Here is a 22,518-nt window from a genome sequence, read left to right as displayed (position 1 = left end):
CCGGTCAGTCAAGCAGGTCGACGCTCCAGCCGGCCTCGGCCAGCGCGCGGGCCGTGTCGACGCGGGGGGAGTAGGGGAGGTCGTCGGCGCCGACCACGCGGTAGTCGGTGTCGCCGGGGCCGACCCAGAGCACGGAGTCGGACGGGCCGGCCCGGTGCAGCGCGGCGCGGACGGCGTCGGCCGGCTCCGCGATCTCGAGCACCTCGCAGCGCTCGACGCGGCGCGCGCCGTCGACCAGGGCGCGGCGGATCCGCGCCGGGTCCTCGAAGCGCGGGTGGTGGTCGGTGACGATCACCAGGTCGGCGCGCTCGGCGGCGGCCCGGCCCATCGGCGCGCGCTTGCTCGGGTCGCGGTCGCCGTCGGCGCCGAGGAGGACGAGCACGCGGCCGGGCGTCACCTCGCGGAGGGCGTCGACAGTGCGCGCGACCGAGTCGGGTGTGTGCGAGAAGTCGAGGAACACCCGCGGCCCGTCGGCGCCGGACACGAGCAGCGTCCGCCCGGGCACAGTGACGTCGATCCCGGAGCCGACCGCTGCGGCCACCCGGTCGCGCGCGTGGCCCGCCTCGATCAGCATCACCAGCGCGAGCGCCGCGTTCGAGGCCATGTGGCGTCCGAGGAGCGGGACGGAGGTGGTCGTCGACCAGCCGTCGCGGGCGGTGAGCCGGAAGCGGGTGCGGTCGACCGCGGTCTCGAGCACGTCGATCCGCCAGTCGGCTCCGTCCCCGGCCGAGAGCGTGACGACCGGGACGGAGGCCTCGCGGGCGACCCGGCGCCCCGCCTCGGTGTCGACGACCACGACGCCGCGGCGGCTCCGCTCGGGCGTGAACAGGCGCTGCTTGGCGCGGAGGTACTCGTCCAGGTCGCCGAAGTCGTCGAGGTGGTCGTGGCTGAGGTTGGTGAAGCCGGCGACGTCGAGCACGATCCCCTCCATCCGCGAGCGCACGAGCGCCTGAGCGCTGACCTCGATCGCCGCCGCCTCGACGCCGTCCTCCGCCATCCGGGCCAGGAGCGCGTGCAGCTCGGAGGCCTCGGGCGTGGTGAGGCGGCTGGCGACGACGTGGTCGGCGCTGCGGCGCTCGGCGGTGGAGCTCAGCCCCGAGACGACGCCCAGCTGCCGGAGCACCGCGTCGAGGAGGTGCACGGTGCTGGTCTTGCCGTTGGTGCCGGTCACGCCGAGGAGCACCGGTCCGCTCCTCGTGCCGTACACCCGCGCCGCGACCGGGCCGAGAGCCGTGCGGGGGTCGTCGCTGAGGAGGACGGGCAGTCCGGAGGCGCGGGCCTCGTCGAGCCCGCCCGCGTCGGTGAGCACGGCGACAGCTCCCGCTGCCGCTGCGTCGGCCGCGAACCGGGCCCCGTGGCTCCTCCTCCCGGGGAGCGCGGCGAAGAGGGCGCCGGGGCCCGCCTCGGTGTGCGCGACGGTCACCGCGGTGATGCGGACGTCGGAGCCGTCGCCGTGGAGGCGGAGCCGATCGCTCGCGAGGTCGGCGAGCGCGACACCGGCGGCGTGGAGCGGTTCGAGGAGCCGGAACACCGGCATGCGGGCCTCCTGCGGGGCGGGCGGGGCGGTGTCGCCGAGGGCCCGCGGGCGCCGCCGGGCGACCGGAGGGGGAGGGCCGGGAGGCCCATGCCCCAGCCTGCGCGCCGCTCCCCCCGATCGGGGAGGCCCTTGCCACCGCCCGCCCGGGCCGCTACCCGCCTCCGCCTACTGCCGCGAGAACGCCTCCTGGTACAGCGCCGCGAGCTCGGGGGAGCTCTCGCCGCTGAGGCCGCAGGTCAGGATCGTGTCGCCGTCGGCCGCGACCAGGTAGTCGACCCCGGTCTCGAAGACGATGGGGGCCCCGTCCACCGCCGTCTCCCTGCCCTGGGTGACCGTGACGCCGTCGCCGACCTCGCCCGCGTAGCGCTCGAGCACGTGCAGGGCGACGGTGCTCCCGTCGATCGAGCGGACCTCGGCCCGGAACGCGAGCTGAGCGGGGGCCAGCGCGGCGGCCGTCACCGGCGAGCACGCGGCCATCGGCCCGCCCGTGCTCGGCAGGATCAGCGTCGAGGTGCTGCCCCCGCCCACGCCGAGCGCGAAGGGCAGCAGGAGGGAGGCGGCGGCCCCGGCGCTCAGCGCGCCGACTCCCACGATCAGCCAGGGGGAGCGGCGGCGGGAGTGCACCGTCCGCGTGCCCTCGCCCGTCGCGGCGGCGATCTGCTCGGCGAGCTCGTCGCGGTCGAGCGCGGGGAGGCTCCGCGCGGGGTCGACCGTGCGGAGGAGGCGGCGGACGTCCTCGTCGTCGGTTCCGGTCATCGGAGTCCCCCTTCGGGCGCGTGCGGGTCGGTGGAGTCGTAGAGCTCGGCGAAGCGGCGCCGCGCGCGATGGAGGCGGATCGAGACGGCGTTCGCCGTGACTCCGAGGACCGCGGCGATCCCGCGGACGTCGAGCTCCTCCCACGCCCAGAGGCGCAGCAGCTCGGCGTCCTGCTCGCGCATCCGGGCGAGCACGAGGCGCACGGTCTCCTCCGCGCCCGACGCCTCGCCCTCGTCGATCTGCACCTGGGGCGGATCGACGACCGCGATCCGCTGGGCGAGCATGACCTGGCGGCGCTGCATCCGCCGGGCGTTCTGCAGCTGGAGCCGGGCGACGCCGATCGCCCACGGCACCGGGTCGTCCTCGGGCACGTCGGCGCTGCGGCGCCAGAGCGCCGAGAGCGTCGCGGCGAGCACGTCGTCGGCGGTGGCGGAGTCGGTGCGCCGCCAGAGGTAGCGGCGGACGGGATCGGCGACCGCGGCGGCGACCGCGGCGAACCGGTCGGGACCCGCGAGGGGAGCTGGCATGTGCCTCATGCTCCCTCCTGTCCGGGATCGGCGCACATCTTTCACCGGCGCGCCGGGCGGGACTCCGCGCTCTCCCAGCAGCGCGGGAGCGCGGGTCGTGGCTCAACGCCGCGAGGCGCCGACGAACTCCAGCCAGCCGGCCACGAACGGCTCGATGTCGTCCACCTCGTCCAGCGCGAGAGCGTCCAGATCGACTCCGCGGCACTCCAGCGTGAGGACGTGCCCGCGCACCCACGCGGCCGCGCGCACGGCCCCGGCTCCCTCCCACACCTCGAAGGGCTCCGGAGCCCCGTCGACCGGGATCTCCGCGATCCGCGTGGGAGCGGGCAGCGCCTCCGGCTGCACGAACGAGACGGGCGCCTCCTCCCGGCAGCAGAGCAGCGCGACGTCGTGCCGCGGATCGCCGAGGGTCGTGCGGATCTCGACGGAGGGCCCCGGCCCGCCCGGGACCGCCTCGTCGGCGAGGAACGAGAGCCCCCGCGGGCCGCCCGTCAGCGTCCACTCCGCCAGCAGCCGCGGACCGTTCCAGCCCGAGACCGCCCAGAGCGGGAGGTCGCCGAACGACCCGCGGATCCGCGCGACCCGCTCGGCGAGGTGCGCGGAGAACTCCTCCTCGCCGAGACGCCGCGCTCCGTCCATGGCCCGATCGTAGGTCGGGTGCCGCGGCACGGCCAGACCCCTCGCTACTGTGAACGTCGACCCCCGCCTCCCTTCCCCGCCGAGGAGCCCCATGCCCATCTGGACCCTGCACGGAGACGGCCGCACCGTCGAGCCCGGCGCCGTCGTCGCCCCCGGCGAGCGGCTCGCCTGGCCGGCGACGATCGCCATCGGCATCCAGCACGTCGTCGCCATGTTCGGAGCGACGTTCCTCGTGCCCGTGCTCACCGGGTTCCCGGTCGCCACGACCCTGCTCTTCTCCGGAGTCGGGACGCTGCTGTTCCTCTTGATCACGCGCAACCGGCTCCCCAGCTACCTCGGCTCGAGCTTCGCGTTCATCGCGCCCGTCACGGCCGCGACCGCCGTCGGAGGGACGGGGTCGGCGCTCGCCGGAGTCGTCGCCGTGGGCCTCCTCCTGGCCGCCGTCGGCGTCCTCGTGCAGGTCGTCGGCCTCGGCTGGATCGACAGGCTGATGCCGCCGGTCGTCGCCGGCGCGATCGTGGCCCTGATCGGGTTCAACCTGGCTCCGACCGCGTACCTCAGCTTCAAGCAGGCACCGATCACCGGGACGATCACGCTCGCCGCGATCATCCTGTCGAGCGTGTTCCTCCGCGGCTTCCTCGGCCGCGTCTCGATCTTCCTCGGCGTGGTCATCGGCTACGTCGTCGCCCTGCTCCGGAACGAGATCGACTACTCCGCGGTCGGTGCGGCCGACTGGTTCGGGCTGCCGCCGTTCACCTTCCCCGACTTCGCCTCCGGATCCACGTGGTCGGGCATCGCGATGTTTCTGCCGGTCGTGCTCGTCCTCATCGCCGAGAACGTCGGACACGTCCGCGGCGTCGCGACGATGACCGACGCCTCCGCCAACGCCAGCACCGGCCGGGCCCTGATCGCGGACGGTATGGCGACCACCCTCTCCGGCGCCTTCGGCGGCTCCGGCACCACGACCTACGGCGAGAACATCGGAGTGATGGCGGCCACCCGCGTGTACTCGACGGCCGCCTACTGGGTCGCCGGCGTCACCGCGATCCTGCTCAGCCTCTCGCCCAAGGTCGGCGCCGTCTTCAACTCGATCCCGGCCGGAGTCCTGGGCGGCGCGACCACCGCGCTCTACGGCCTGATCGGCGTGATCGGCATCAAGATCTGGATCGACAACCGCGTCGACTTCTCGCGCCCGGTCAACCAATACACCGCCGCGGTCTCCCTCGTGATCGCCATCGCCGGCTTCTCGTTCTCCTCCGGTGGCTTCGAGCTCGGCGGCATCGTCCTCGGCGCCGGCGCCGCCCTCGTGATCTACCACCTGGGCAACGCCATCGCCCGCTGGCGCCGCACCGGCGCCGACGACGGCGGCCCCCTCCCCGCCATCGGCCAGCTCGGCGGCGACCCGCAGGACCGCTGACCGCGGCCTGCTCCGTCCTGCCGCTCCCGAGACGCCGCCGTGCCGTCCGGACGCCGCCCTCCCGCGGACGTCCCGGCGCGCACGGCGGCGTCTCGGCACCCGACGGAGCCGTCCCGGCGCGCGCACCGCAGCACCGCCTCCGCTTACCACGTTCGGGTCAGTCCGCAACCCGGTGCGCTCCCAGGCGGCTCCCGCCTAACGTCGAGCGTGACGACCGCAGCAGCGGAACGCCGCACACCGAGTGAGACAGCAAGGAGCACCACCGTGCCGCAGATCATCGAGACCGTCGACGTCAACGTCCCCGTGTCCGTCGCCTACAACCAGTGGACCCAGTTCGAGGAGTTCCCGCGCTTCCTCGACGAGGTCGAGTCGATCCAGCAGGTCACCGACACCCTCACCGTCTGGAAGGTGAAGGTCGGCCCCGTCGAGCGCGAGTTCGAGGCGAACATCACCGAGCAGCACCCCGACGAGCGCGTCGCGTGGAACAGCACCGGCGGCGAGACCGACCACGCCGGCGTCGTCACCTTCCACAAGCTCTCCGACACCGAGACCCGCGTCACCGTGCAGCTCGACTGGGAGCCCAAGGGCTTCCTCGAGACGCTCGGCTCGCTCGTCGGCGCCGGCAGCCACGCCGTGAAGAAGGACCTGAACAACTTCAAGGAGTACATCGAGAAGCAGGGCACCCCCGACGGTGCCTGGCGCGGCGACGTCGAGGCCTGAGCCGTGACCGACGCAGCCACCTCGTCCGAGGGCGAGAAGAAGGCGAACGGTCTCGGCGACGACAAGACCATCCCGCACTCCGAGGACGGGCTGGCGGTGGGGGTCTCCGGAGACTCGCACTTCAACCCCGAGGAGGACGCTCCCGAGGAGCCCTCCGAGAGCTGACGCTCTCCTCCGGGGAGCCCGACCGCTCTCCTCCGCGAGATGCCACTTGTGCACACGACACGCCGCGAGGCGTGCGCACAGGTGGCATCTCGCGGTTGAAGGCTCAGCGCCAGGCCCGGGTGTACTGCGGGGGCACCGGCAGGTCCGCGCCGAGCTCGTGCGCCATCCGCACCGGAGCGTTCGGGTCGCGCAGCAGCTCGCGGGCGAGCAGCACGACGTCGGCGTCGCCGTTCGCGACCACGCCCTCCGCCTGCTCCGCCGTGGTGATGAGTCCCACGGCGCCGACCAGCGCACCGGTCGCCTTCCTCAGGTCGCGCGCGAACGGCACCTGGTAGAGCGGCGCCACCGGGATGCTGGCGTGCACGAGTCCGCCGGTCGACACGTCGAAGAGGTCCACGCCCTCGGCGCGCGCCCACTCCGAGACGGTGATCGTCTCCTCCAGTGTCCAGCCGCCCTCGGCCCAGTCGGTCGCGGAGAAGCGGACGAGCAGCACGAGCTCCCCGATCTCGGCGCGGACCGCGCGGACGACCTCGAGGAGCAGGCGCGCCCGGTTCTCGAGCGAGCCGCCGTAGGAGTCCTCGCGGGTGTTCGAGAGCGGCGACAGGAACTGATGGAGCAGGTACCCGTGCGCGGCGTGCAGCTCGATCACGTCGAAGCCGGCGTCCGCGGCGCGGCGGGCGGAGGCGCGGAACGCCTCGACGAGGCCGGGCAGATCCTCCGCGGCCAGCTCGCGCGGCTCCGCGTAGCCCTCGAACGCGACGGCCGAGGGAGCGACGGTCGGCCAGCCGCCGTCCTCCAGCGGCACGGATCCGCGTCCGCTCCACTCGCGGTAGGTCGACGCCTTCCGGCCTGCGTGGGCGAGCTGCACGCCCGCGAGCGCGCCCTGTCCGTGCACGAAATCGACGATCGGAGCCCAGGCGTCGCGCTGCTCGTCGTTCCACAGCCCGGTGTCCCAGGGGCTGATCCGCCCCTCGGGGACGACGGCAGTGGCCTCCGCGATGACGACGCCCGATCCGCCGCGCGCGAGCCCGCCGAGGTGCACGAGGTGCCACGAGGTGGGCACGCCGTCCTGCGCCTCCACCGAGTACTGGCACATCGGTGCCGCCCAGAGGCGGTTGCGCGCGGTCCTCGAGCGGAGCGTCAGCGGCTGGAACAAGGCGGTGTCGGTCATGTCTCTCCTGTCGTGCTTCTCCGCGGAACGCCGCTTCGGTACGCGATACGCCGGTGAGGGCGTACGGCGGCGGCATCTCGCGGAGGGGGTCACGTGCTCCAACCGGGAGAAGAGCCCGGCTATGCCCGGATCAGCGCGGCCAGGTCGCCCCGGGCGCGTCCTGCCAGACGGTGCTCGGCGGAGCGAGCGACTCCAGCTCCTCGAACAGCGCGTCGGGGATCTCGAGCGCGTCGTCGGCCACGAAGGAGTCGTAGTGCTCGGCGGAGGTGGCGCCGACGACCGTCGTCGTCACGCGGGGGTCGCGCGTCGAGAACTGCAGCGCGGCGGCGGCGAGCGGCACGCCCGCCCGGTCGCAGGCCGCTCCCATCGCCGCGACGGCGTCGACGATCTCGCGCGGCGCCGGCTGGTAGGCGTAGGAGGCGACCGGCTCCGGCCAGCGTGCGAGGGCGCCTCCGCCGTAGACCGCCGCGTTGACCACGATCACGCCGCGGTCCACGGACGCGTCGATCAGCTCCTCGGAGGAGCGGTCGACGAGCGTGAAGCGGTTGTGGGTGATCACGGCGTCGAACAGGCCGGTGTCGACGTAGTGGCGCAGCATCGGCGCGGGTCCGCCCGAGATCCCGATCGAGAGGGCGACGCCCGCCTCCTTCATCGCGACGAGCGCGCGGACCGGGCCGTCCTCGGCGAAGGCCTCGTCGTACGAGATGCGCTCCGGGTCGTGCAGGTAGAGCAGGGGGAGGACGTCCATACCGAGGCGCTCGCGGCTCTCGTCGAGGCTGCGGCGCATCCGCTCGGCCGAGTAGCTGCCGGTGCTCGGGTCGCGGTCGAGCTTGGTGACCACGGTGATCCCCTCGGGGACGCCGCCGCGGGCCAGCAGGGCCTCGCCGATCAGGCGCTCGCTGTGGCCGCCGGCGTACTCGTTGGACGTGTCGACGACGGAGACGGCGCGGGTGGCGGCGTCGGAGTCGAGGACGCGCTCGAGGGCAGGCACCCGGTCGAGGTCGGCGACGCGCTCGGGGCGCCAGGAGGTGCCGAGGGTCAGCCGGGTGACGGTGGCGCCGGACGGGCCGAAGGGCCGGAGGCGGGAGGACTGCGGAGTCATCCGCTCAGCCTGGCAGCGCCGGGGTCCTCCCGCATCCCGCGGCGGATGAACGGTCAGTGGACGGGAGGGCTCTGCCCGACCACGCCGAAGCCCTGAAGCGTCGACGCGAGCGTTCCGGCGGAGAGGTGGGCGATCCGGAAGACGGTGTCGGAGCGGCGCGGCCGCCTCCGAGGTCGACGAGGTGTCGCGCTCGACGGGATCCCTCCGCGGGGCCTTCCGCGGGGCTCGACGACCGGGCGGCGGACCGGCCCGAGGCCGCCCTCACGGCGGGACGCGGGCCGGTGGTGCGGCCTAGGCTCGGCGCGTGACCGTCGATACCGCCGCCGCCGACTCCTCCGCCCGCTCCGCCGCGCTCGATGCTCTCGCCACTCCGGCGCTGGTGCTCGACGAGGCGGTGCTCGACCGCGACATCGCCGCCGTCGCCGCGGCTGCCCGCGAGCGGGGCCTGGCGCTCCGCCCCCACGCGAAGACGCACAAGTCGCTCGAGATCGCCCGCCGCCAGCTCGCCGCGGGGGCCGTCGGCCTCACCGTCGCGACCGTCTCGGAGGCCGAGGTCTTCGCCGCGGGAGGGATCCGCGACCTCTTCATCGCCTACCCGCTCTGGCTCGACGCCGAGCGCGCCGGGCGGCTCCGCCACGTCCTCGCGAGCGCCCGTGTGCGGGTCGGCGTCGACTCGGCGGAGTCGGCCGAGCGCCTGGCCGCGGCCCTGCCCGAGCGCGAGGGGCTTGAGGTCGTCGTCGAGATCGACTCCGGCCACCACCGCAGCGGCGTGCTCCCCGCCGAAGCCGGCGCGATCGCCGCGGCCGCCGTCTCGGCCGGGCTCGACGTCGCCGGCGTCTTCACCTTCCCCGGCCACAGCTACGCGGCCGGCAACGGAGCGGCGGCCGCCCGCGACGAGGCGCGCGCGCTCGCCGAGGCGGTCGCGTCGCTCGCGGCGTCCGGAGTCGAGGCCCGCGTGGTCAGCGGAGGCTCGACCCCGTCGGCCGCGTTCGCCGACTCCTCGGTGCTCACGGAGCTGCGCCCCGGGGTCTCGGCCCTCGGCGACGCCCAGCAGTGGGAGATCGGCACGACGACGCCCGAGGACATCGCCGTCACCGTCCTCGCCACGATCGTGTCCCGCCGCGGCGACCACCTGATCGCCGACGCGGGCAGCAAGGTGCTCTCCTCCGATCGTGGCGCGGCCTCGAGCGGCTTCGGCCGCCTCCCGGAGCACCCGGAGGCGCGCATCCCGGTGCTCTCGGAGCACCATGCGACGATCACCGGTGTCGACCTGCCCGTGGGGACGCGGGTGCGGATCGCGCCGAACCACGTCTGCGTCGCGGTGAACCTGGCCGACGAGTACCGCGTCCTCCTCCGCGACGGCGGCGGCGCCGTCTGGCCCGTCGACGCCCGCGGGCGGAACAGCTAGGCGATCCGCGAGCGCGGGATCCGCAGGCCGAGCAGCGCGCTCGCCGCCAGCAGCACGAAGGCGGAGGCGAAGGCCGCGGTCGGCGATGCGGCGTCGGCGAGAGCGCCTGCGAGCAGCGGCCCGATCACGCCGCCCAGGTCGGACGCGGCCTGGAACACCGAGACCGGCTTGCCGCCGCGCTCGCCCGCGGCGTCACCGACCAGCGCACCCGGGGCCGTGCCCATGAAGGCGGCCGCCGCTCCGTAGACGCAGAGCAGCACGACGAGCAGCCACAGCTCCGAGACGAACGGCATCGCCAGCATCGCCACCGCCGCGACGGAGAATCCGCCGATCAGCGCCGGGCGCCGACCGACCGTGTCGACGAAGCGGCCGGCGGGCGCTAGCGCGATCGTCTGCACCACCGCGGCGATCGCGAACGCGATGCCGGTCCAGGCGGGCTGCCCGCCGAGCCCCTCGACGACGAGCACGGGGACGAGCGTCGCGCGGACTCCCATCGCCGACCAGCCGAGGGCGAAGTTCGCCAGCACCGCGCTCTGGTACCGGCGGTCGCGGGCGACCTCGCGCAGGGGCTTCGTCCTCGCCGCGGCGGACGGTGCCGCGTCGCGCTCCGGCCGCTGCAGCAGGATCAACCCGACGAGCCCCGCGATCGCGAGCGTGCCGGCGTAGAAGAAGAAGGGGGCGGTGAGCGAGATCGCCGTGAGCACGCCGCCCACCGCGGGGCCCGCCATGCCGCCGAGCAGGAAACCGCCCTGGTAGAAGCCGATCGAGCGGCCGCGCCGCTCCGGGCTCGCGGTGCGCAGGAGGAGCGTCATCGCCGCGACGGAGAACATCGCGGAGCCGATGCCGCCGACTCCGCGCAGCAGGAGGAGGTGCGGGTAGTCGGAGGCGAAGCCGACCAGCGCCGAGGAGAGCGCGACGATGCCGATGCCGACGGCGAGCACGACCCGCTCGCCGAACCGGTCGACGAGCGGCCCCACGAACGGATTCGCGACCAGCCGCATCAGCGCGAACGCCGAGACGACCGCGCCGACCGCCGTGTAGTCGACGCCGAAGCTGCGCACGTAGGTCGGCAGCACCGGCACGACGACGCCGAACCCCAGCATCACGAAGAAGGCGACGACCCCCAGCACGAGCACGTCCCGCGGCAGTCGCTCGCTGTCTCGGGAACGCCACGGGAATCGCACCTGTCGACGCTACCCCTTCTCGAGGGCCCGGCCCGCGCCTCGATGTGTCGAGTTCGCGCCGACCGTCCGACACCCTCTCCGCGATGGATACGGTCCCAGGACCCGATGGATCTGCCGGCGAATGAGGAGACGTCATGAAGAGTTCTCTGTGGTTCGGGTCCGGTCTCGCTGTCGTCGCGCTGGCGCTGACGTCGGTCCTCGGGGCGCAGGTGGCCTCGGCCGCTCCGATTCAGCCGAACAAGAACTGCGAGGACGAGTTTCAAGGGGGGTGCGTGAAGTGGTACACCGGCGTCTCGACCTGCGATCACATCGTCGAGACCAGTGCCCCGGAATATCGCGAGAAGGCCTGCGCGGTCTGGGTCACGACGGGGACGATGCACATCGAGCGATGAACGATGGTGGACCGCACGACCGCCTCATCGGCGGTACTCGTATCCGTGCTGCTCCTCGTGGGCTGCACCGAGCCGGGAGGCGATCAGGAGGCCGCTCCCTGTGTCCCGCTCGAGCGCACGTGGAACGACTACGCGCCGGAACTCGATCCCGTTCTGCGTCCACCGTTTCGCGAAGCCCTCGAGGGCTTCGACGAGAGCTCCTCGAACTCGATCGCGTCCGACGCTGCTCGTCTCGCCACGAGCAATCTGCTCTCCGCGATCTCCGGGGATCGACGAGCGAGCGAGTACTTCTGGAACGCCATGGACCTGATCGGCCGTGAGTGCGCCGAGGCGGGAGCCCCGCTGTCGTTCGACCACCACTGTGAGCAGCTGACGACGGGGAGCAGCGCCGACCACGGGCGCCCGCCCTGGGTCGTCGATCCGCCGCCTCAGCCGGAGAGCGGCACGATCGAGCCGACGATCCCGGAGTAGCTCACGTAGTAGAGGACGCCGTCGCGGTGGAGGACGCCGCGGCCGGGGTAGCTCTCGTCCGGTCCGTCGGGCCCGTCGAGGAAGCCCGGAGCCGCGGTGTCGTCGGCGGTGAACCCATCCGCGAGGAGCGCGGCGCTCCGATCCGGCCACTCCGCGTCCGGGACCGCCAGCTGCCCGACCACGACCGACACGTCGCCCTGGCCGCTCCACCGGCAGAGCACCCCGTCCTCGGCGATCTCCTGCACGACGGGGTAGTCGACGTCGTAGACCGTCGCCTCGGGCGAGAGGGCGAGGCCGTCCTCGGCGAGCGACGCCTCCTCCTCGGCCGTGAGCAGGTCCTCGCAGGGGAGCAGGGCGGTGGCCGGGGTCGCGGTGGGCAGCGGAGTCGCGCTGCCGGCGCTCGCGGTCGGCACGGCACTGCTCGGCGTCGGAGCGCTCGAGATCAGCGGTGGAGCTGTCGTCGGGGCCGTCCCCTCGTCGGCGCTTCCCGTGCAGCCGCTCAGCGCGAGCAGCCCCGCCCCGCAGGCGAGCAGCGCACCGGCGCCCCTCGCGGTCGTCGTCCGGATCATCGCGAGCCCCCTCGTCCGCGGCGGCCGCGTCGCCGCCCCCTCGATCCTCTCCTCCGCTCTTGTCGGCTGTCCACCGCCCCCGGCCGGCGCCGGGGGCGACTACCGCTTCGGCCCCGCGCCGATCGCCCAGACCCGCGGCGGCACGGTGCCGTTGACCGCGTGGTCGCCGACGATCCGCGCCTTGAACACCCACGGATTGTGGCTCGCGGCCGTGCGCGCGTTGCGCCAGTGCCGGTCGAGGTTCTTGCGGGTGCTCACCCCGGAGGCGCCCAGCGCGTCGAAGAGGTCGGAGGTCGCCCGGGTGGCCAGCTGCGTCAGGACGATCTGGGCCTGCGCCGTCTCGAGCTCGGCGAGGTCGTTCTGCCGCTCGTCCTCGAGCGGGTCGCCGTCGAGGGCCGCGTCGTGCGCCCGCTGCAGCGCGACCGCCGCGCGCTCCACGATCGCCGCTCCCGCATAGGCGGCGGCCGAGACCTGTCCCACCACCTGCAGGATCTGCGGATCCGCCGCGAACGACTCGGCGTTCCCGTGCGAGAAGATCCGGGTCCGCGCCCGCACTTCGGCCGCGATCTCGCGCTCGGCCCCAGCGATCGAGCCCGCCAGCACGGCCAGCAGCACCGCCTGGTAGAACGCGGTCTGGTAGCGGAACCGGGTCTCGAAGGCGATCACGTCCTCGGCCGCGACCACCGCCTCCGTGAAGGTGCTCGTCCCCGAGCCCGTGGTGCGCTGGCCGAAGCCGTCCCAGTCGTCGGCGTGCTCGACGCCCGCCTGGCGCGCGTCGACGATCGCGATCACCTTCTGCCCGGTGTCGGTGCGCTGGGCGAAGGTGTCGATCCAGTCGGCGAAGACGCTGCCGGTGGAGTAGTACTTCGTGCCGGTCACGGTGAACCGCGTCGGGTCGCCGTCGACCGGAGCGACCTTCGTCTGCACGTCGCCGATCGCGACCGTGCCGACCTCGGTCCAGGCGTTGCCGCCGAGCTCGCCGTCGGCGAAGCGCCGGAGCCAGCGCTCGCGGGTCCCGTCGGTCGCGAGCAGACGGTCCTCGACCAGGGCGAAGTGGCCGCGGAGCGCCTGGGGCAGGTTGGAGTCGGCGGCGGCCAGCTCCGTCAGCAGGCGGAACAGCTGGGGGAGGCTCGCGCCGGCCCCGCCGGACTCCAGCGGCACGCGCACCGCGCCGAACCCGGCCTCCGCCAGCGCTCGGATGTGCGCGACCGGCAGCTCGCGTGCGCTCTCCCGCGCCGCCGCTCCCGCCGCGATCTCGGCGAACAGCGGCCGGAACCGCCCCGCCAGCTCCTCGTAGTCCACCTCGGGCACGGCCCGCACGTCGGTCGCGGTCATCGTCGGCTCCTGTTCCGCTGCGCCCACCCCGGGCGGCTCGTGCTCGACGGTAGGGGAGGAGCCCGGTCCGCGGTCCGCCCGTGACGCCCGGTGTCCCTCCGTGACCTCCGGTGTCCCTCCGTGACGCCCGGATCGGGGAATGCCTCGCCCCCGGGGCTGTTGGCCCAGGGGATGTCCTCCACCACTCCCGTCCCCCCGTCCGACCCCCGCAGCGCCCTCGTCGTCGGTGCGACCGGCATCGGCGGCTCCGCCCTCGTCGACCTGCTCACCGAGCAGGGCTGGCCGGTGACCGCCCTCTCGCGCCGCCCGATCGACGCGCGCCCCGGCGTCACTCCGCTCGCCGCCGACCTGCGCTCCGCCGAGGACCTGGCCCGCGTGCTCGCCGACCAGCGCCCCACGCACGTCTTCTTCACCGCCTGGTCGCGTCAGGCGACGGAGGAGGAGAACATCGCGGTCAACGGCGGCATGGTCCGCGACCTCCTCGCCGCGCTCGCGCACGCTCCCGTCGAGCACGTCGCGCTGGTGACCGGCCTCAAGCACTACCTGGGCCCGTTCGAGGCGTACGGGCAGGGCGCGATGCCCGACACCCCGTTCCACGAGGAGGAGGAGCGCCTCGACGCCCCGAACTTCTACTACGCGCAGGAGGACGAGCTCTTCGCCGCGGCCGGGCGCGCCGGGTTCACCTGGTCGGTGCACCGTTCGCACACGGTCATCGGGCACGCCGTCGGCAACGCGATGAACATGGGGCTGACCCTCGCGGTCGCGGCGTCGATCCACCGTGCCGAGGGCACCCCGTTCGTGTTCCCCGGCTCGCTCACGCAGTGGAACGGACTCACCGACATGACCGACGCGACGATCCTCGCCGAGCAGATGCTCTGGGCGTCGACGTCGGAGGCGGGCCGCGACCAGGCCTTCAACGTGGTCAACGGCGACGTCTTCCGCTGGCGCTGGATGTGGACCCGGATCGCGGAGCACTTCGGCGTCGAGCCGGTCGGCCCGGGGGAGGAGCCGCAGCCGCTCGAGCAGCAGATGGCCGATGCCGAGCCCGTCTGGCGGCGCCTCGTCGACGAGCACGGGCTGATCGAGCCCGACCTCTCCCGCGTCGCCTCCTGGTGGCACACCGACGCCGACCTCGGCCGGAACCTCGAGGTCGTCACCGACATCGGCAAGTCCCGCCTCGCCGGCTTCACGGCGTTCCACCGGACGGTCGACTCGTTCACGGCGCTCTTCGACCGCTACCGCGCGGAGCGCCTGATCCCCTAGCGGTTCGCTGCGGCACCCCTCGCGATGAGCACGTCCGGCGAGAGCTGGTGGCGCACGAAGCGGAGGGTGAAGCTGCGGCGGTCTCCTCCGGCGACCCGCTCGGCGAGGACGCGGATGCCGAGGACGGCGACGACGCGCCACTGCTCGGTCTCGTGGGCGACGACGGCGCAGAAGAGGTCGCCCGGGCGCACCTCGTCGACGGTGGTGGTGAGGCTGTTCGTTCCGTGGGTCATCTGGCCGCTCCTGGTTCCGGCGGACCTCGCGGACGGCGCTTCGGGTGCGCCGCGCAGCCGTCCGCCGGTCGCTCGAGAGGGGGGCCCGAGCGGCCGGCGGCCGGTCATGCGTGCGACAGCAGGGACGAGCCCGCCGGAACGACCCCGTGCCGCAGGAGCAGTGTAGGACTGCGACCCTGACCGTGGCGCGGAATGTCAACCACTTGCGAGCGCGCTCCCGGGGTTCTCACGCCCGGAGACGACGGAACCCGCCTCCCGGGCGGGAAGGCGGGTCGTGTCGGTGTGCGGCGGCGGCGCCTGATCGGGAGCGGCTCCGGCGCGGAGGGTCAGGCGGCGGGCTCGGCGCGGCGCAGCGGGACGGCGGCGTTGCTCGTCGGCTCGGGCACGATGCGGAGGCCGGCGCCGCTGTTGGCGCGCTCCATGAGGGCCTCGACCCACTCCGGGTTGATCGTGGGCTGGCGGCTGCCCTTGAACTCGAACTGGATCGGGATGGTCGGGTGCATCCACACGCCGCGGCGGCCGGTGCCGGCCTGGGGGCTCGCGTCGAGGGTGAGCAGGAAGCGCTCGTCGCGGCGGAACTTGTTGATGATGACGATCTGGAGGTGGGCGAGGGCGCGGTCCTCGACCTCGATGGCGGCGGGGGGAGTGCCGTACAGGATGTTGCCCATGGTGTGCTCCGATCTGACGTGCGAGTGGCTGACGTCCGTCACTCTATATCGCTAGAAAGACTTCCTACTAGTTGAGCTAGCTACTTACGTCGCGGAGTGCGTTTTCTGTCCATCGCCGCCGGACGACTCGATTCTCCGACGGATCCGGGGCGCGGCAGAAGACCCCCGGAGTGAACTCCCGGGGACACGCGGTCGCGGCCGAGCGGACGCCGGTCAGGCGCGGCGCTGCTCCAGCACGCCGTCGGCGTACTCGCCGATCGGCTCGCCCGCGAGCTCCTGGGCGGCGTCGACCGTCTCGGAGTCGGCCGGGCGCTCGACGATGTCGCGCATCGTCTGCAGGAAGCGGATGACGGTCCCGGCCTCGGAGGGGTTGAGCGTCTCGGCCGCCTCGAGCATGCGGCGGTGCATCTCGTCGAGCGTCTCGCGCACCTCGCGGTGGGAGGTGGGGGTGGCGACGATGCGGATGGCCCGGCGGTCGCTCGGGTGCGGCTCCCGGACCACGTGCCCGCTCTTGACCAGCCGGTCGATCAGCACGGTCGTGGAGGCGGAGGAGATGCCGAGGTAGGAGGCCAGGTCCTTCGGGCTGACGTGCACGCCCTTCTGCTGGCGGCGCATGAGGAACTGCACGGCCAGCAGGTCGTTCTCGCCCATGCCCATGGATCCGCGGGTCCGGCGGCGCATCGCGGCCTCCGCCGTGCGGAAGGCGCGCATCGCGGCGAGGACCTCCACCGCTCCGGGCTCGGTCGCCTCACCCGAGAACCAGAAGGCCCCGGGTCGCTTCAGCGTGACCTCATCCATGAAGAACAGTCTAGACAGTCTCGTAGCAAGAACATCTAGACAAGCCAACCTCCCCCGAGGTGCTTGCCTGAAGGGGCGGCGACCACTACGAAGGGACTACTAGTTAGACGAGCTAGTGACTCATTCGCGAAGGGAGCTGCCCGTGCTGGACGAACTCGACCGCCTGCAGCCGCTCCCCGCCGACGTCGTGGATCCGCTCGTCGGCTCCACCCTGGCCGGTCGCTACCTCGTGCTCGAGCGGGTGGGGGAGGGTGGCAGCGCCGTCGTCTACCGCGCCCGCGACCTCCGCCTCGCCCGCCAGGTCGCGGTCAAGGTCCACCGCGACGTCCCGGACACCCCCAACGAGCGGGCGCGTCGCGAGCGCGAGATCCGCTTCCTGATCGACTCGCGTCACGCCTCCGTGGTGGACGTCCTCGACCAGGGCGAGATCCCCGGCGAGGAGGGCGACCTCGCGTTCCTCGTCCTCGAGTACTTCGACCGCAGCGACCCGGCGGCCGACTGGTTCGGCTCCGGCGATCAGCGGCTCATCGCGGAGGTCGGCGCTCAGGTGGCCGATGCTCTCGCGCACCTGCACGCGCAGGGCGTCCTCCACCGCGACGTGAAGCCCGAGAACGTCCTCGTCCGCTCGCGCGCCACCGCAACCGGCTTCTCCGCGCACGAGGCCAAGCTCAGCGACTTCGGGATCGCCCGCTCGGTCGACGACGCCCGGCTCACCCGCTCCGACGTGCTGGTGGGCACCGCCGCGTACCTCAGCCCCGAGAGCCTCGGCTCCGGCCCGGTCGGACCGGCGTCCGACGTCTACTCGCTCGGGCTGGTCCTGCTCGAGGCCGTCTCGGGCCGCAGGGCCTACACCGGCACGACGCTCGAGATCTCGATCCAGCGCCTCCACCACGCGCCCGTCGTCCCGGAGACGGTCCCGGCGGAGTGGCGCGAGCTGCTGACCGCGATGACCGCTCTCGATCCGGCCGACCGCCCCTCCGCCGAGGAGGTGGCACGCCGGCTCTGGGCGCGCCTGGCCGGCGGCCCCGCCGCAGCCCCCTCCCGCAGCGGAGTCACGGGCACGGTCGCCCTCGTCGCCGCGGGCCTGGTCGGCGCGGTGACGGCCCTCTCGCTCACCGGCTGGCTGGGCTGAGCGCCCCGAGCGGTCCTCGTCCGCTCAGGTTCCTCGCGAGCGTGCTCCCGTAGGCTCCGGGCGACCCTCGACCGACCCCGAGCCGCGTCGCCGCGGACCGAACGGAGCCGATCCCATGAGCCCGCGCCGCCTCTTCCGCCTGCTGTCGATCGTCGAGGCGGCGACCTGGACTCTCCTGATCGTCGGGATGCTGCTGAAGTACGCGGCCGGAGCCGGCGACTGGCCGGTGAGCGTCGCCGGGCCGATCCACGGGTTCGCGTTCCTCGCCTACGGAGCCGCGGCCCTGGTGCTCGCGGTGAACCAGCGGTGGTCGGCGGGCGCGACGGCGCTCGCGGTCGTCAGCGCGGTCGTGCCCTACGCGACGGTCCCGCTGGAGCGCGGCTTCGAGCGCCGCGGCCTGCTGGAGGGCCCGTGGCGGACGCACGCCACGGACGACCCGCGCGACCGGCGCGTGACGAGCCGGCTCCTCCGCTGGGCGCTCGCGCGGCCCGTGCTCGCCGGGGCGCTGGTCCTGGCTCTGGTCGCCGTCGTCTTCGCGGCGCTGCTGGTGGTCGGCCCGCCCGGGGGCGGCGAGGCCTGATCCCGCGCGCGGCGTGCCTCAGACGGGGCGCGTCTCCGCGTCGATGAGGATCTCGGCGGCGCGACGCGCGTGCAGGGCGGCCTCCGGGGTTCCGGCGATGGCCGCGGTGGTCTGGGCGCCCTCGGCGAGGATCGCGAGCTGCGCGGCGAGCTCGGCGCCGCCACCCGCCTCCTCAGCGAGGGTCGCGAGGAAGCGCTGGAACGTCTCCTTGTGGTCGCGCGCCATCTCGGCGACCATCGGGTTCGACGAGCCGAGCTCCCCGAAGGCGTTGATGAAGCCGCAGCCGCGGAACGAGTCCTCGGAGAACCAGTCGAAGAGGAAGTCGTAGATCGCGAGCAGCTTGCCGCGAGGTCCGTCCGCCGCGGCGACCCGGGTGGTCACGCCGAGGGTCCACTGCTCGTGCCGGCCGTGCAGGACGGCGACCACCACCGACTCCTTGCTCGGGAACTCCGAGTAGAGGCGCTTCAACGAGACGCCCGCGGCCGTGCGGAGCTCGTCCATCCCGACGGACTGGATGCCGCGCTCGTAGTAGAGCCGGTCGGCGGCCGCGAGGATCGCCTCGCGGGGAGGGCGCTCGTCGAGGATCGGGGACATCCCTCCATGGTAGGCGGTACCAGAACGGGCGTTCTCGGTCGGCTGCCGCGCTCTCCGCAGGGGGTCCGGGGATCGGACGCTGCTGCTAGCGTCGCGCTCGGGTGCGCAGGCGCCCGGGGACGGGAGGCGGACGCATGGTCGTCGCGATGCAGGCCGAGGGATTCGACGGGCCGGAGGCGCTGCGCGCCGTCGAGGTCGATCCGGGGGAGCCGGCGCCCGGCAGGGTGCGGATCGCGGTGCGCGCCGCGGGCGTGAACCCGGCCGACGCGAAGCTCCTGCGCGGGATGTTCGGGCGCGGGCGGGTGCCGGTCCGGCCGGGCAGCGAGGTCTCCGGAGTCGTGACCGCGGTCGGCGAGGGGGCCGAGGGGCCGCTCGGCCAGATCCGCGTGGGCGACGAGGTCGTGGCGTTCCGGGTCTCCGGCGGCTACTCCGCCGAGCTGGTCGCGCCCGCGAGCGCGGTCCTGCCCAAGCCCGCCGGGCTCGGCTGGGCGGCGGCCGCGGGCCTGCTGCTGGCCGGGACGACCGCCGAGCACCTCGTCGAGGCCACCCGCGTCTCCTCCGGGGTCACCGTCCTGGTGCACGGGGCGAGCGGAGCCGTCGGCTCGCTCGCGGTGCAGCTCGCGGTCGCCCGCGGAGCACGGGTGCTGGGCACCACGAGCGAGCGCGGCGAGGAGGTCGTCCGCCGCTTCGGCGCGGAGCCGGTCCGCTACGGCGCCGGGCTGGAGGAGCGCGTGCGCGCCCTGGCCCCCGGCGGCGTCGACGTCGCGCTGGACACGGCGGGCACCGACGAGGCGCTGGACGCCTCGGTGGCTCTCGTCGCCGACCGCTCGCGCATCGCCACCGTCGCCGGCTTCGAGCACGCCGCCCGCCTCGGCGGGATCCTGATGCTCGGCGGCGGACCGGGAGCCGATCCCGGCACCGCGCTCCGCGACGCCGCCCGGCCGGGCCTGCTCGACCGCGCCGGTCGCGGGGAGCTCGAGGTCGTGCTCGGGCCCTCCTTCCCGCTGACCGAGGCGGCCGCCGCGCTCGCCCTCGTCGAGTCGGGCCGCGCGCGCGGCAAGACGGTCCTGCTCCCCTGAACGAGACGTCCTCCCTCGACCTGCCGGCCCTCGGGCCCTTCGACTCAGCCGGCGCCGCGAGCCTCCTCCGCAACCACGCCCTCCCCGGAGTGGAGCGGGTCTCGGCCGACGGCCGGCGCCTGGAGCGCCTGCTCACCCTCGACGGGGCGCCGCGGCCGATCGCGCTCGAGGTGACGGAGACCGGGCTGCGGGTGGAGGCGGAGCCGGACGTGCTGACGCCGGCGGCCGCGGTCGTCCGAGCCTGGTTCGACCTCGACTCCGACGTGGTGGCGATCGGCGCCGAGCTCTCGCGGGACCCGCTGCTCGCCCGCTCCGTCGCGGCCCGGCCGGGGCTGCGCGCGACGCAGTACCCGGAGGCGTTCGAGGCGGCGGTCATGGCGGTCCTCGGCCAGCAGGTGTCCGTCGCCGCGGCCCGGACCTTCGGCGGACGCACCGCCGCGGCCTTCGGCGCCCCGGGGGAGCGCGGTCTCCTGGCCTTCCCCGCACCCGCCGCCCTGCTCGCGCCGGAGTTCGAGGCGCTGCGCTCAGCGATCGGGATCACCAACGCCCGGGCGCGGACGGTCCGGGCCGTCGCCGAGGCCTTCGCCGCCGGACCCGTGCTCGACCGCGCGGGCGACCTGCCGGAGCAGCGGCGCGCGCTTCTCGCGATCCCGGGCATCGGGCCGTGGACGGCCGACTACCTCGCGCTCCGGTTCCTCGGCGATCCGGACGCCTTCCCCGCCGGCGACCTGGTGCTGCGGAAGGCGCTCGGCCGGGTGAGCACGGTGGAGGCGGAGGCGGCGTCGCAGGCGTGGCGGCCGCACCGGGCGCACGCGGCGTTCCACCTGTGGGCGAGCACCGGAGCGGTCTGAGCGGACGGACGACCCGAGTCGAGAGTCCGCGCCCGGACCGGCGGCCGGGACCGGTCGCCGACGGATCAGGTCAGGTACTCGACGTCGTCGTACAGGATCGGCGCGTCCTCGGCGTCCGGATCCTCGACCGGGACGTCCTCGTGCTCGAGGATGACCGCGACGCCCGGGGAGACCAGCACGCAGACCTCCCGCTCGCCGGCGACCGTGAAGCTCACCATGTCGCCGCGGTTGCGCACGGCCTCGACCAGGCGCTTCTCGAGCTCCTCGGTGTCGAGGGAGACGGCGAGGAGGAAGCGGCGGCCGTCGATGCTGAGCGTGGTGCGCCGCATCGTCGCCTCGGGCTCGGGAGGCGTGCCGCGTCCGCCGCGGCCCGGCGTGACCGCCTTGACCCGCAGCGACGAGGCGTGCATCCGGATGACGGCGTTCACGAGCCCGCCTCCGGGCGCGACTCGTGGTGGCGGCGGCCGCCGGAGCGGCGGTCCTCCTTCATCTCGGACTCGAAGAGGTGGCGGCGTCCGCCGGCGAGCTCGTCGCGCGCGGCGCGCTCCTGCTCCCGGAACGCGGCGTAGTAGGTGTCGTCGTAGTCCTCGACGATCTGGAAGGTCCAGCGCCCCTCGATGACGTTGCGGCCGACGAGCTCGGCCTCGATCCGCTCGGCGGTCGCGGCGTGGCCGGCCTCGCGCAGCGCGTCGACGGCCTCGCCCAGAGCGAGGTCGGCCGCGCCGGTGAGCCGGTGGAAGCCGTAGAGCAGACCGCGGGCGTGCTCGACCGTCTCGAGCGCCTCCGAGAGCTTCCCGAGCGCCGCCACGGTGGCGTCGTCGAGACCCTCCGGGCGCAGGTGCGCGGAGTCGGGGTGGTCGTGTGAGCTGCTCATCCAGGTGAGCTTAGGCCGACCTAAATGCTCTGTGACCCCCTTGCGCCGCCGCCGGGAATGGTTCGTGCCCGGAGCGGCAGGGCGGTCAGGTGCACGTCGCGGAGCGCTCCGTCGTCGGCGACGGCGGTCAGGAAGGTGCAGGCCGGCTGGCGCCTCCGATCCGTCGGGGAGCCCGGATTGAGCAGGCGGAGACCCGCCGGGGAGACGGTGTCCCAGGGGATGTGGCTGTGCCCGAAGACGAGCACGTCGGCACCCGGATGAGCGGCGTCGGCGCGGGTCTCGCGGCCGGTCGCCGCTCCGGTCTCGTGCACCACGCGGACGTCGAGGCCGGCGACGCGGGCGCGCGCGACCTCGGGCAGGCGGGCGCGCAGCGGCTCCGGATCGTTGTTGCCCCACACGGCCAGCAGGAGCGCCGCCCGCTCCTCCAGCGCGTCCAGCGTCGCCTCGTCGACCCAGTCGCCCGCGTGCACGACCAGGTCGGCCTCGTCGACCGCGCGCCACACCTCGTCCGGGAGGGCCTTCGCCCGCTTCGGGAGGTGCGTGTCGGCGAGCAGGAGGAGGCGGACCGGACCGTCGACCTCGGGTGGAGAGCCGTCGGGGCCGGGCTGGAGCAGGGGCATCAGCGGGCGGGGCCGGGCGTCGGCTCCACTCCGCCGTCGGCGCCGGGCTCGTTCGCGGTCCCGGAGCTGCGGAGGCGGGCGTCGAGCGCCTCGAGGTCGGCGGCGAACCAGAGGTGGTCGCCGCGGTTCGACTCGACGACGAAGGCCTGCAGCGCGCTCGACTCCGCCACCGGCCCGCTGACGTCGCCGAGGATCACCAGCCGCTTGCCGTACGAGACGAACTTCTGCACGAACTCGCCGGCGATGCCGGAGCGCAGGCGGAGGAACTCGGGGTCGAGCCGGCCGACGGGCACCACGATCGTCTCGACGTCGCCGCCGTAGGTCTCGCCGATCAGCGCGATCGCGTCGTCCGGGGTCGAGAGCGCGCCTCCGTCGTCGTCGACGAGCAGGAGGGGGACGCCCTGGCGGGTCTCGGTTCTCATCGGGCCAGCCA

At 74.1% G+C, this 22,518-nt stretch carries 28 protein-coding genes; 11 read left to right on the top strand and 17 right to left on the bottom strand.

Annotated elements, in window-relative coordinates; genetic code table 11:
- Positions 1-4 precede the first annotated feature (4 nt).
- The 4 genes from C5C29_RS03030 to C5C29_RS03015 all read right to left on the bottom strand — a co-directional run bounded on the left by C5C29_RS03030 (position 5) and on the right by C5C29_RS03015 (position 3,459).
- Positions 5-1,537, bottom strand: a complete 1,533-nt coding sequence (locus C5C29_RS03030; protein WP_104225090.1) for a Mur ligase family protein — start codon at positions 1,535-1,537, stop codon at positions 5-7.
- Positions 1,538-1,702: 165 nt separating this feature from the next.
- On the bottom strand, positions 1,703-2,293 hold the full coding sequence (locus tag C5C29_RS03025; RefSeq protein WP_104224153.1) for a hypothetical protein: 591 nt from the start codon (positions 2,291-2,293) through the stop codon (positions 1,703-1,705).
- Positions 2,290-2,820 carry an RNA polymerase sigma factor gene (locus C5C29_RS03020; RefSeq protein WP_181027124.1) on the bottom strand — a complete coding sequence of 177 codons (531 nt, stop codon included), beginning with the start codon at positions 2,818-2,820 and terminating at the stop codon, positions 2,290-2,292. The genes C5C29_RS03025 and C5C29_RS03020 overlap by 4 nt, the downstream gene beginning before the upstream one ends.
- Positions 2,821-2,922: 102 nt before the next feature.
- On the bottom strand, positions 2,923-3,459 hold the full coding sequence (locus C5C29_RS03015; RefSeq protein ID WP_104224155.1) for a hypothetical protein: 537 nt from the start codon (positions 3,457-3,459) through the stop codon (positions 2,923-2,925).
- Between the two features lie 91 nt (positions 3,460-3,550).
- On the opposite strand from C5C29_RS03015, the gene C5C29_RS03010 reads away from it, so the two are divergent.
- From C5C29_RS03010 to C5C29_RS17000, 3 genes are all read left to right on the top strand, one after another.
- The gene (locus C5C29_RS03010; protein WP_104224156.1) at positions 3,551-4,876 is read left to right on the top strand and encodes a uracil-xanthine permease family protein; all 1,326 of its coding nucleotides are present in this window, start codon (positions 3,551-3,553) and stop codon (positions 4,874-4,876) included.
- A gap of 264 nt (positions 4,877-5,140) precedes the next feature.
- Entirely contained in the window at positions 5,141-5,596 is a 456-nt protein-coding gene (locus tag C5C29_RS03005) for an SRPBCC family protein (protein WP_104224157.1), read from the top strand.
- A gap of 3 nt (positions 5,597-5,599) precedes the next feature.
- Positions 5,600-5,761 carry a hypothetical protein gene (locus C5C29_RS17000; protein ID WP_181065517.1) on the top strand — a complete coding sequence of 54 codons (162 nt, stop codon included), beginning with the start codon at positions 5,600-5,602 and terminating at the stop codon, positions 5,759-5,761.
- A gap of 103 nt (positions 5,762-5,864) precedes the next feature.
- Here the strand turns inward: C5C29_RS17000 and C5C29_RS03000 are convergent, their stop codons facing one another.
- Complete coding sequence (locus C5C29_RS03000; protein WP_104224158.1) at positions 5,865-6,932, bottom strand: NADH:flavin oxidoreductase/NADH oxidase; 1,068 nt, start codon at positions 6,930-6,932, stop codon at positions 5,865-5,867.
- Between the two features lie 130 nt (positions 6,933-7,062).
- Positions 7,063-8,034: an aldo/keto reductase gene (locus C5C29_RS02995; RefSeq protein ID WP_104224159.1), complete on the bottom strand. Its 972-nt coding sequence runs from the start codon at positions 8,032-8,034 to the stop codon at positions 7,063-7,065.
- A gap of 304 nt (positions 8,035-8,338) precedes the next feature.
- Here C5C29_RS02995 and C5C29_RS02990 point away from each other — a divergent pair, with 304 nt between their 5' ends.
- Positions 8,339-9,442, top strand: a complete 1,104-nt coding sequence (locus C5C29_RS02990) for an alanine racemase (RefSeq protein ID WP_104224160.1) — start codon at positions 8,339-8,341, stop codon at positions 9,440-9,442.
- On the opposite strand, the gene C5C29_RS02985 is transcribed toward C5C29_RS02990, so the two are convergent.
- Entirely contained in the window at positions 9,439-10,626 is a 1,188-nt protein-coding gene (locus tag C5C29_RS02985) for an MFS transporter (RefSeq protein WP_244229579.1), read from the bottom strand. The two genes, C5C29_RS02990 and C5C29_RS02985, sit on opposite strands and share 4 nt — an antisense overlap.
- 134 nt (positions 10,627-10,760) lie before the next feature.
- Between C5C29_RS02985 and C5C29_RS02980 the strand changes: the two genes are divergently transcribed.
- Positions 10,761-11,018 carry a hypothetical protein gene (locus tag C5C29_RS02980; protein WP_104224161.1) on the top strand — a complete coding sequence of 86 codons (258 nt, stop codon included), beginning with the start codon at positions 10,761-10,763 and terminating at the stop codon, positions 11,016-11,018.
- A gap of 3 nt (positions 11,019-11,021) precedes the next feature.
- The gene (locus C5C29_RS02975) at positions 11,022-11,489 is read left to right on the top strand and encodes a hypothetical protein (protein WP_104224162.1); all 468 of its coding nucleotides are present in this window, start codon (positions 11,022-11,024) and stop codon (positions 11,487-11,489) included.
- Here C5C29_RS02975 and C5C29_RS02970 read toward each other — a convergent pair.
- Both C5C29_RS02970 and C5C29_RS02965 read right to left on the bottom strand, forming a co-directional pair.
- Entirely contained in the window at positions 11,447-12,058 is a 612-nt protein-coding gene (locus tag C5C29_RS02970; RefSeq protein WP_104224163.1) for a hypothetical protein, read from the bottom strand. The genes C5C29_RS02975 and C5C29_RS02970 overlap by 43 nt on opposite strands.
- 99 nt (positions 12,059-12,157) lie before the next feature.
- Entirely contained in the window at positions 12,158-13,393 is a 1,236-nt protein-coding gene (locus C5C29_RS02965; RefSeq protein WP_104224164.1) for an acyl-CoA dehydrogenase family protein, read from the bottom strand.
- 171 nt (positions 13,394-13,564) lie between these two features.
- Here C5C29_RS02965 and C5C29_RS02960 point away from each other — a divergent pair, with 171 nt between their 5' ends.
- Positions 13,565-14,656: an SDR family oxidoreductase gene (locus C5C29_RS02960; RefSeq protein ID WP_104224165.1), complete on the top strand. Its 1,092-nt coding sequence runs from the start codon at positions 13,565-13,567 to the stop codon at positions 14,654-14,656.
- On the opposite strand, the gene C5C29_RS02955 is transcribed toward C5C29_RS02960, so the two are convergent.
- The 3 genes from C5C29_RS02955 to C5C29_RS02945 all read right to left on the bottom strand — a co-directional run bounded on the left by C5C29_RS02955 (position 14,653) and on the right by C5C29_RS02945 (position 16,355).
- A complete protein-coding gene (locus tag C5C29_RS02955) occupies positions 14,653-14,889 on the bottom strand; it encodes a hypothetical protein (RefSeq protein ID WP_104224166.1) in 237 nt (78 codons plus the stop codon). The two genes, C5C29_RS02960 and C5C29_RS02955, sit on opposite strands and share 4 nt — an antisense overlap.
- Before the next feature lie 326 nt (positions 14,890-15,215).
- Positions 15,216-15,557: an ATP-dependent DNA ligase gene (locus tag C5C29_RS02950; protein ID WP_104224199.1), complete on the bottom strand. Its 342-nt coding sequence runs from the start codon at positions 15,555-15,557 to the stop codon at positions 15,216-15,218.
- A 213-nt stretch (positions 15,558-15,770) separates the two neighbouring features.
- Positions 15,771-16,355 (bottom strand): MarR family winged helix-turn-helix transcriptional regulator, encoded by a 585-nt coding sequence (locus C5C29_RS02945; RefSeq protein ID WP_104224167.1) that lies wholly within the window; start codon positions 16,353-16,355, stop codon positions 15,771-15,773.
- Positions 16,356-16,497: 142 nt separating this feature from the next.
- Between C5C29_RS02945 and C5C29_RS02940 the strand changes: the two genes are divergently transcribed.
- Positions 16,498-17,487, top strand: coding sequence for a serine/threonine-protein kinase (locus tag C5C29_RS02940; RefSeq protein ID WP_181065516.1), 990 nt, complete (start codon positions 16,498-16,500; stop codon positions 17,485-17,487).
- 115 nt (positions 17,488-17,602) lie between these two features.
- On the top strand, positions 17,603-18,067 hold the full coding sequence (locus C5C29_RS02935) for a DUF3817 domain-containing protein (RefSeq protein WP_104224169.1): 465 nt from the start codon (positions 17,603-17,605) through the stop codon (positions 18,065-18,067).
- Positions 18,068-18,085: 18 nt separating this feature from the next.
- Here C5C29_RS02935 and C5C29_RS02930 read toward each other — a convergent pair whose 3' ends face one another.
- Positions 18,086-18,661 carry a TetR/AcrR family transcriptional regulator gene (locus C5C29_RS02930; protein WP_104224170.1) on the bottom strand — a complete coding sequence of 192 codons (576 nt, stop codon included), beginning with the start codon at positions 18,659-18,661 and terminating at the stop codon, positions 18,086-18,088.
- Between the two features lie 134 nt (positions 18,662-18,795).
- On the opposite strand from C5C29_RS02930, the gene C5C29_RS02925 reads away from it, so the two are divergent.
- Complete coding sequence (locus C5C29_RS02925) at positions 18,796-19,740, top strand: NADP-dependent oxidoreductase (RefSeq protein WP_258062321.1); 945 nt, start codon at positions 18,796-18,798, stop codon at positions 19,738-19,740.
- Positions 19,737-20,591 (top strand): AlkA N-terminal domain-containing protein, encoded by an 855-nt coding sequence (locus tag C5C29_RS02920; protein ID WP_308470856.1) that lies wholly within the window; start codon positions 19,737-19,739, stop codon positions 20,589-20,591. Before C5C29_RS02925 ends, C5C29_RS02920 begins: the two co-directional genes overlap by 4 nt.
- A 65-nt stretch (positions 20,592-20,656) precedes the next feature.
- Here the strand turns inward: C5C29_RS02920 and C5C29_RS02915 are convergent, their stop codons facing one another.
- From C5C29_RS02915 to C5C29_RS02900, 4 genes are read right to left on the bottom strand one after another with little or no spacing between them, the layout of a single operon-like run.
- On the bottom strand, positions 20,657-21,019 hold the full coding sequence (locus tag C5C29_RS02915) for a hypothetical protein (RefSeq protein WP_104224172.1): 363 nt from the start codon (positions 21,017-21,019) through the stop codon (positions 20,657-20,659).
- The gene (locus tag C5C29_RS02910; protein ID WP_104224173.1) at positions 21,016-21,465 is read right to left on the bottom strand and encodes a hypothetical protein; all 450 of its coding nucleotides are present in this window, start codon (positions 21,463-21,465) and stop codon (positions 21,016-21,018) included. The genes C5C29_RS02915 and C5C29_RS02910 overlap by 4 nt, the downstream gene beginning before the upstream one ends.
- A gap of 20 nt (positions 21,466-21,485) precedes the next feature.
- A complete protein-coding gene (locus C5C29_RS02905; protein WP_104224174.1) occupies positions 21,486-22,085 on the bottom strand; it encodes a metallophosphoesterase in 600 nt (199 codons plus the stop codon).
- Complete coding sequence (locus C5C29_RS02900; RefSeq protein ID WP_104224175.1) at positions 22,085-22,507, bottom strand: DUF4180 domain-containing protein; 423 nt, start codon at positions 22,505-22,507, stop codon at positions 22,085-22,087. The genes C5C29_RS02905 and C5C29_RS02900 overlap by 1 nt, the downstream gene beginning before the upstream one ends.
- Positions 22,508-22,518: the final 11 nt, after the last annotated feature.

The sequence above is a fragment of the Rathayibacter sp. AY1H2 genome (assembly GCF_002931985.1).
GTDB lineage: Bacteria > Actinomycetota > Actinomycetes > Actinomycetales > Microbacteriaceae > Rathayibacter.
This window is presented reverse-complemented; position numbering and strand designations above follow the sequence as displayed.

Excerpts from the sequence above, each read along its gene's own strand:
- C5C29_RS03030 (WP_104225090.1), bottom strand. The coding sequence starts at position 1,537 with ATGCCGGTGTTCCGGCTCCTCGAACCGCTCCACGCCGCCGGTGTCGCG.
- C5C29_RS03025 (WP_104224153.1), bottom strand. The coding sequence starts at position 2,293 with ATGACCGGAACCGACGACGAGGACGTCCGCCGCCTCCTCCGCACGGTC.
- C5C29_RS03020 (WP_181027124.1), bottom strand. The coding sequence starts at position 2,820 with ATGCCAGCTCCCCTCGCGGGTCCCGACCGGTTCGCCGCGGTCGCCGCC.
- C5C29_RS03015 (WP_104224155.1), bottom strand. The coding sequence starts at position 3,459 with ATGGACGGAGCGCGGCGTCTCGGCGAGGAGGAGTTCTCCGCGCACCTC.
- C5C29_RS03010 (WP_104224156.1), top strand. The coding sequence starts at position 3,551 with ATGCCCATCTGGACCCTGCACGGAGACGGCCGCACCGTCGAGCCCGGC.
- C5C29_RS03000 (WP_104224158.1), bottom strand. The coding sequence starts at position 6,932 with ATGACCGACACCGCCTTGTTCCAGCCGCTGACGCTCCGCTCGAGGACC.
- C5C29_RS02995 (WP_104224159.1), bottom strand. The coding sequence starts at position 8,034 with ATGACTCCGCAGTCCTCCCGCCTCCGGCCCTTCGGCCCGTCCGGCGCC.
- C5C29_RS02980 (WP_104224161.1), top strand. The coding sequence starts at position 10,761 with ATGAAGAGTTCTCTGTGGTTCGGGTCCGGTCTCGCTGTCGTCGCGCTG.
- C5C29_RS02975 (WP_104224162.1), top strand. The coding sequence starts at position 11,022 with ATGGTGGACCGCACGACCGCCTCATCGGCGGTACTCGTATCCGTGCTG.
- C5C29_RS02970 (WP_104224163.1), bottom strand. The coding sequence starts at position 12,058 with ATGATCCGGACGACGACCGCGAGGGGCGCCGGTGCGCTGCTCGCCTGC.
- C5C29_RS02965 (WP_104224164.1), bottom strand. The coding sequence starts at position 13,393 with ATGACCGCGACCGACGTGCGGGCCGTGCCCGAGGTGGACTACGAGGAG.
- C5C29_RS02960 (WP_104224165.1), top strand. The coding sequence starts at position 13,565 with ATGTCCTCCACCACTCCCGTCCCCCCGTCCGACCCCCGCAGCGCCCTC.
- C5C29_RS02955 (WP_104224166.1), bottom strand. The coding sequence starts at position 14,889 with ATGACCCACGGAACGAACAGCCTCACCACCACCGTCGACGAGGTGCGC.
- C5C29_RS02950 (WP_104224199.1), bottom strand. The coding sequence starts at position 15,557 with ATGGGCAACATCCTGTACGGCACTCCCCCCGCCGCCATCGAGGTCGAG.
- C5C29_RS02945 (WP_104224167.1), bottom strand. The coding sequence starts at position 16,355 with ATGGATGAGGTCACGCTGAAGCGACCCGGGGCCTTCTGGTTCTCGGGT.
- C5C29_RS02935 (WP_104224169.1), top strand. The coding sequence starts at position 17,603 with ATGAGCCCGCGCCGCCTCTTCCGCCTGCTGTCGATCGTCGAGGCGGCG.
- C5C29_RS02930 (WP_104224170.1), bottom strand. The coding sequence starts at position 18,661 with ATGTCCCCGATCCTCGACGAGCGCCCTCCCCGCGAGGCGATCCTCGCG.
- C5C29_RS02925 (WP_258062321.1), top strand. The coding sequence starts at position 18,796 with ATGGTCGTCGCGATGCAGGCCGAGGGATTCGACGGGCCGGAGGCGCTG.
- C5C29_RS02910 (WP_104224173.1), bottom strand. The coding sequence starts at position 21,465 with ATGAGCAGCTCACACGACCACCCCGACTCCGCGCACCTGCGCCCGGAG.
- C5C29_RS02905 (WP_104224174.1), bottom strand. The coding sequence starts at position 22,085 with ATGCCCCTGCTCCAGCCCGGCCCCGACGGCTCTCCACCCGAGGTCGAC.
- C5C29_RS02900 (WP_104224175.1), bottom strand. The coding sequence starts at position 22,507 with ATGAGAACCGAGACCCGCCAGGGCGTCCCCCTCCTGCTCGTCGACGAC.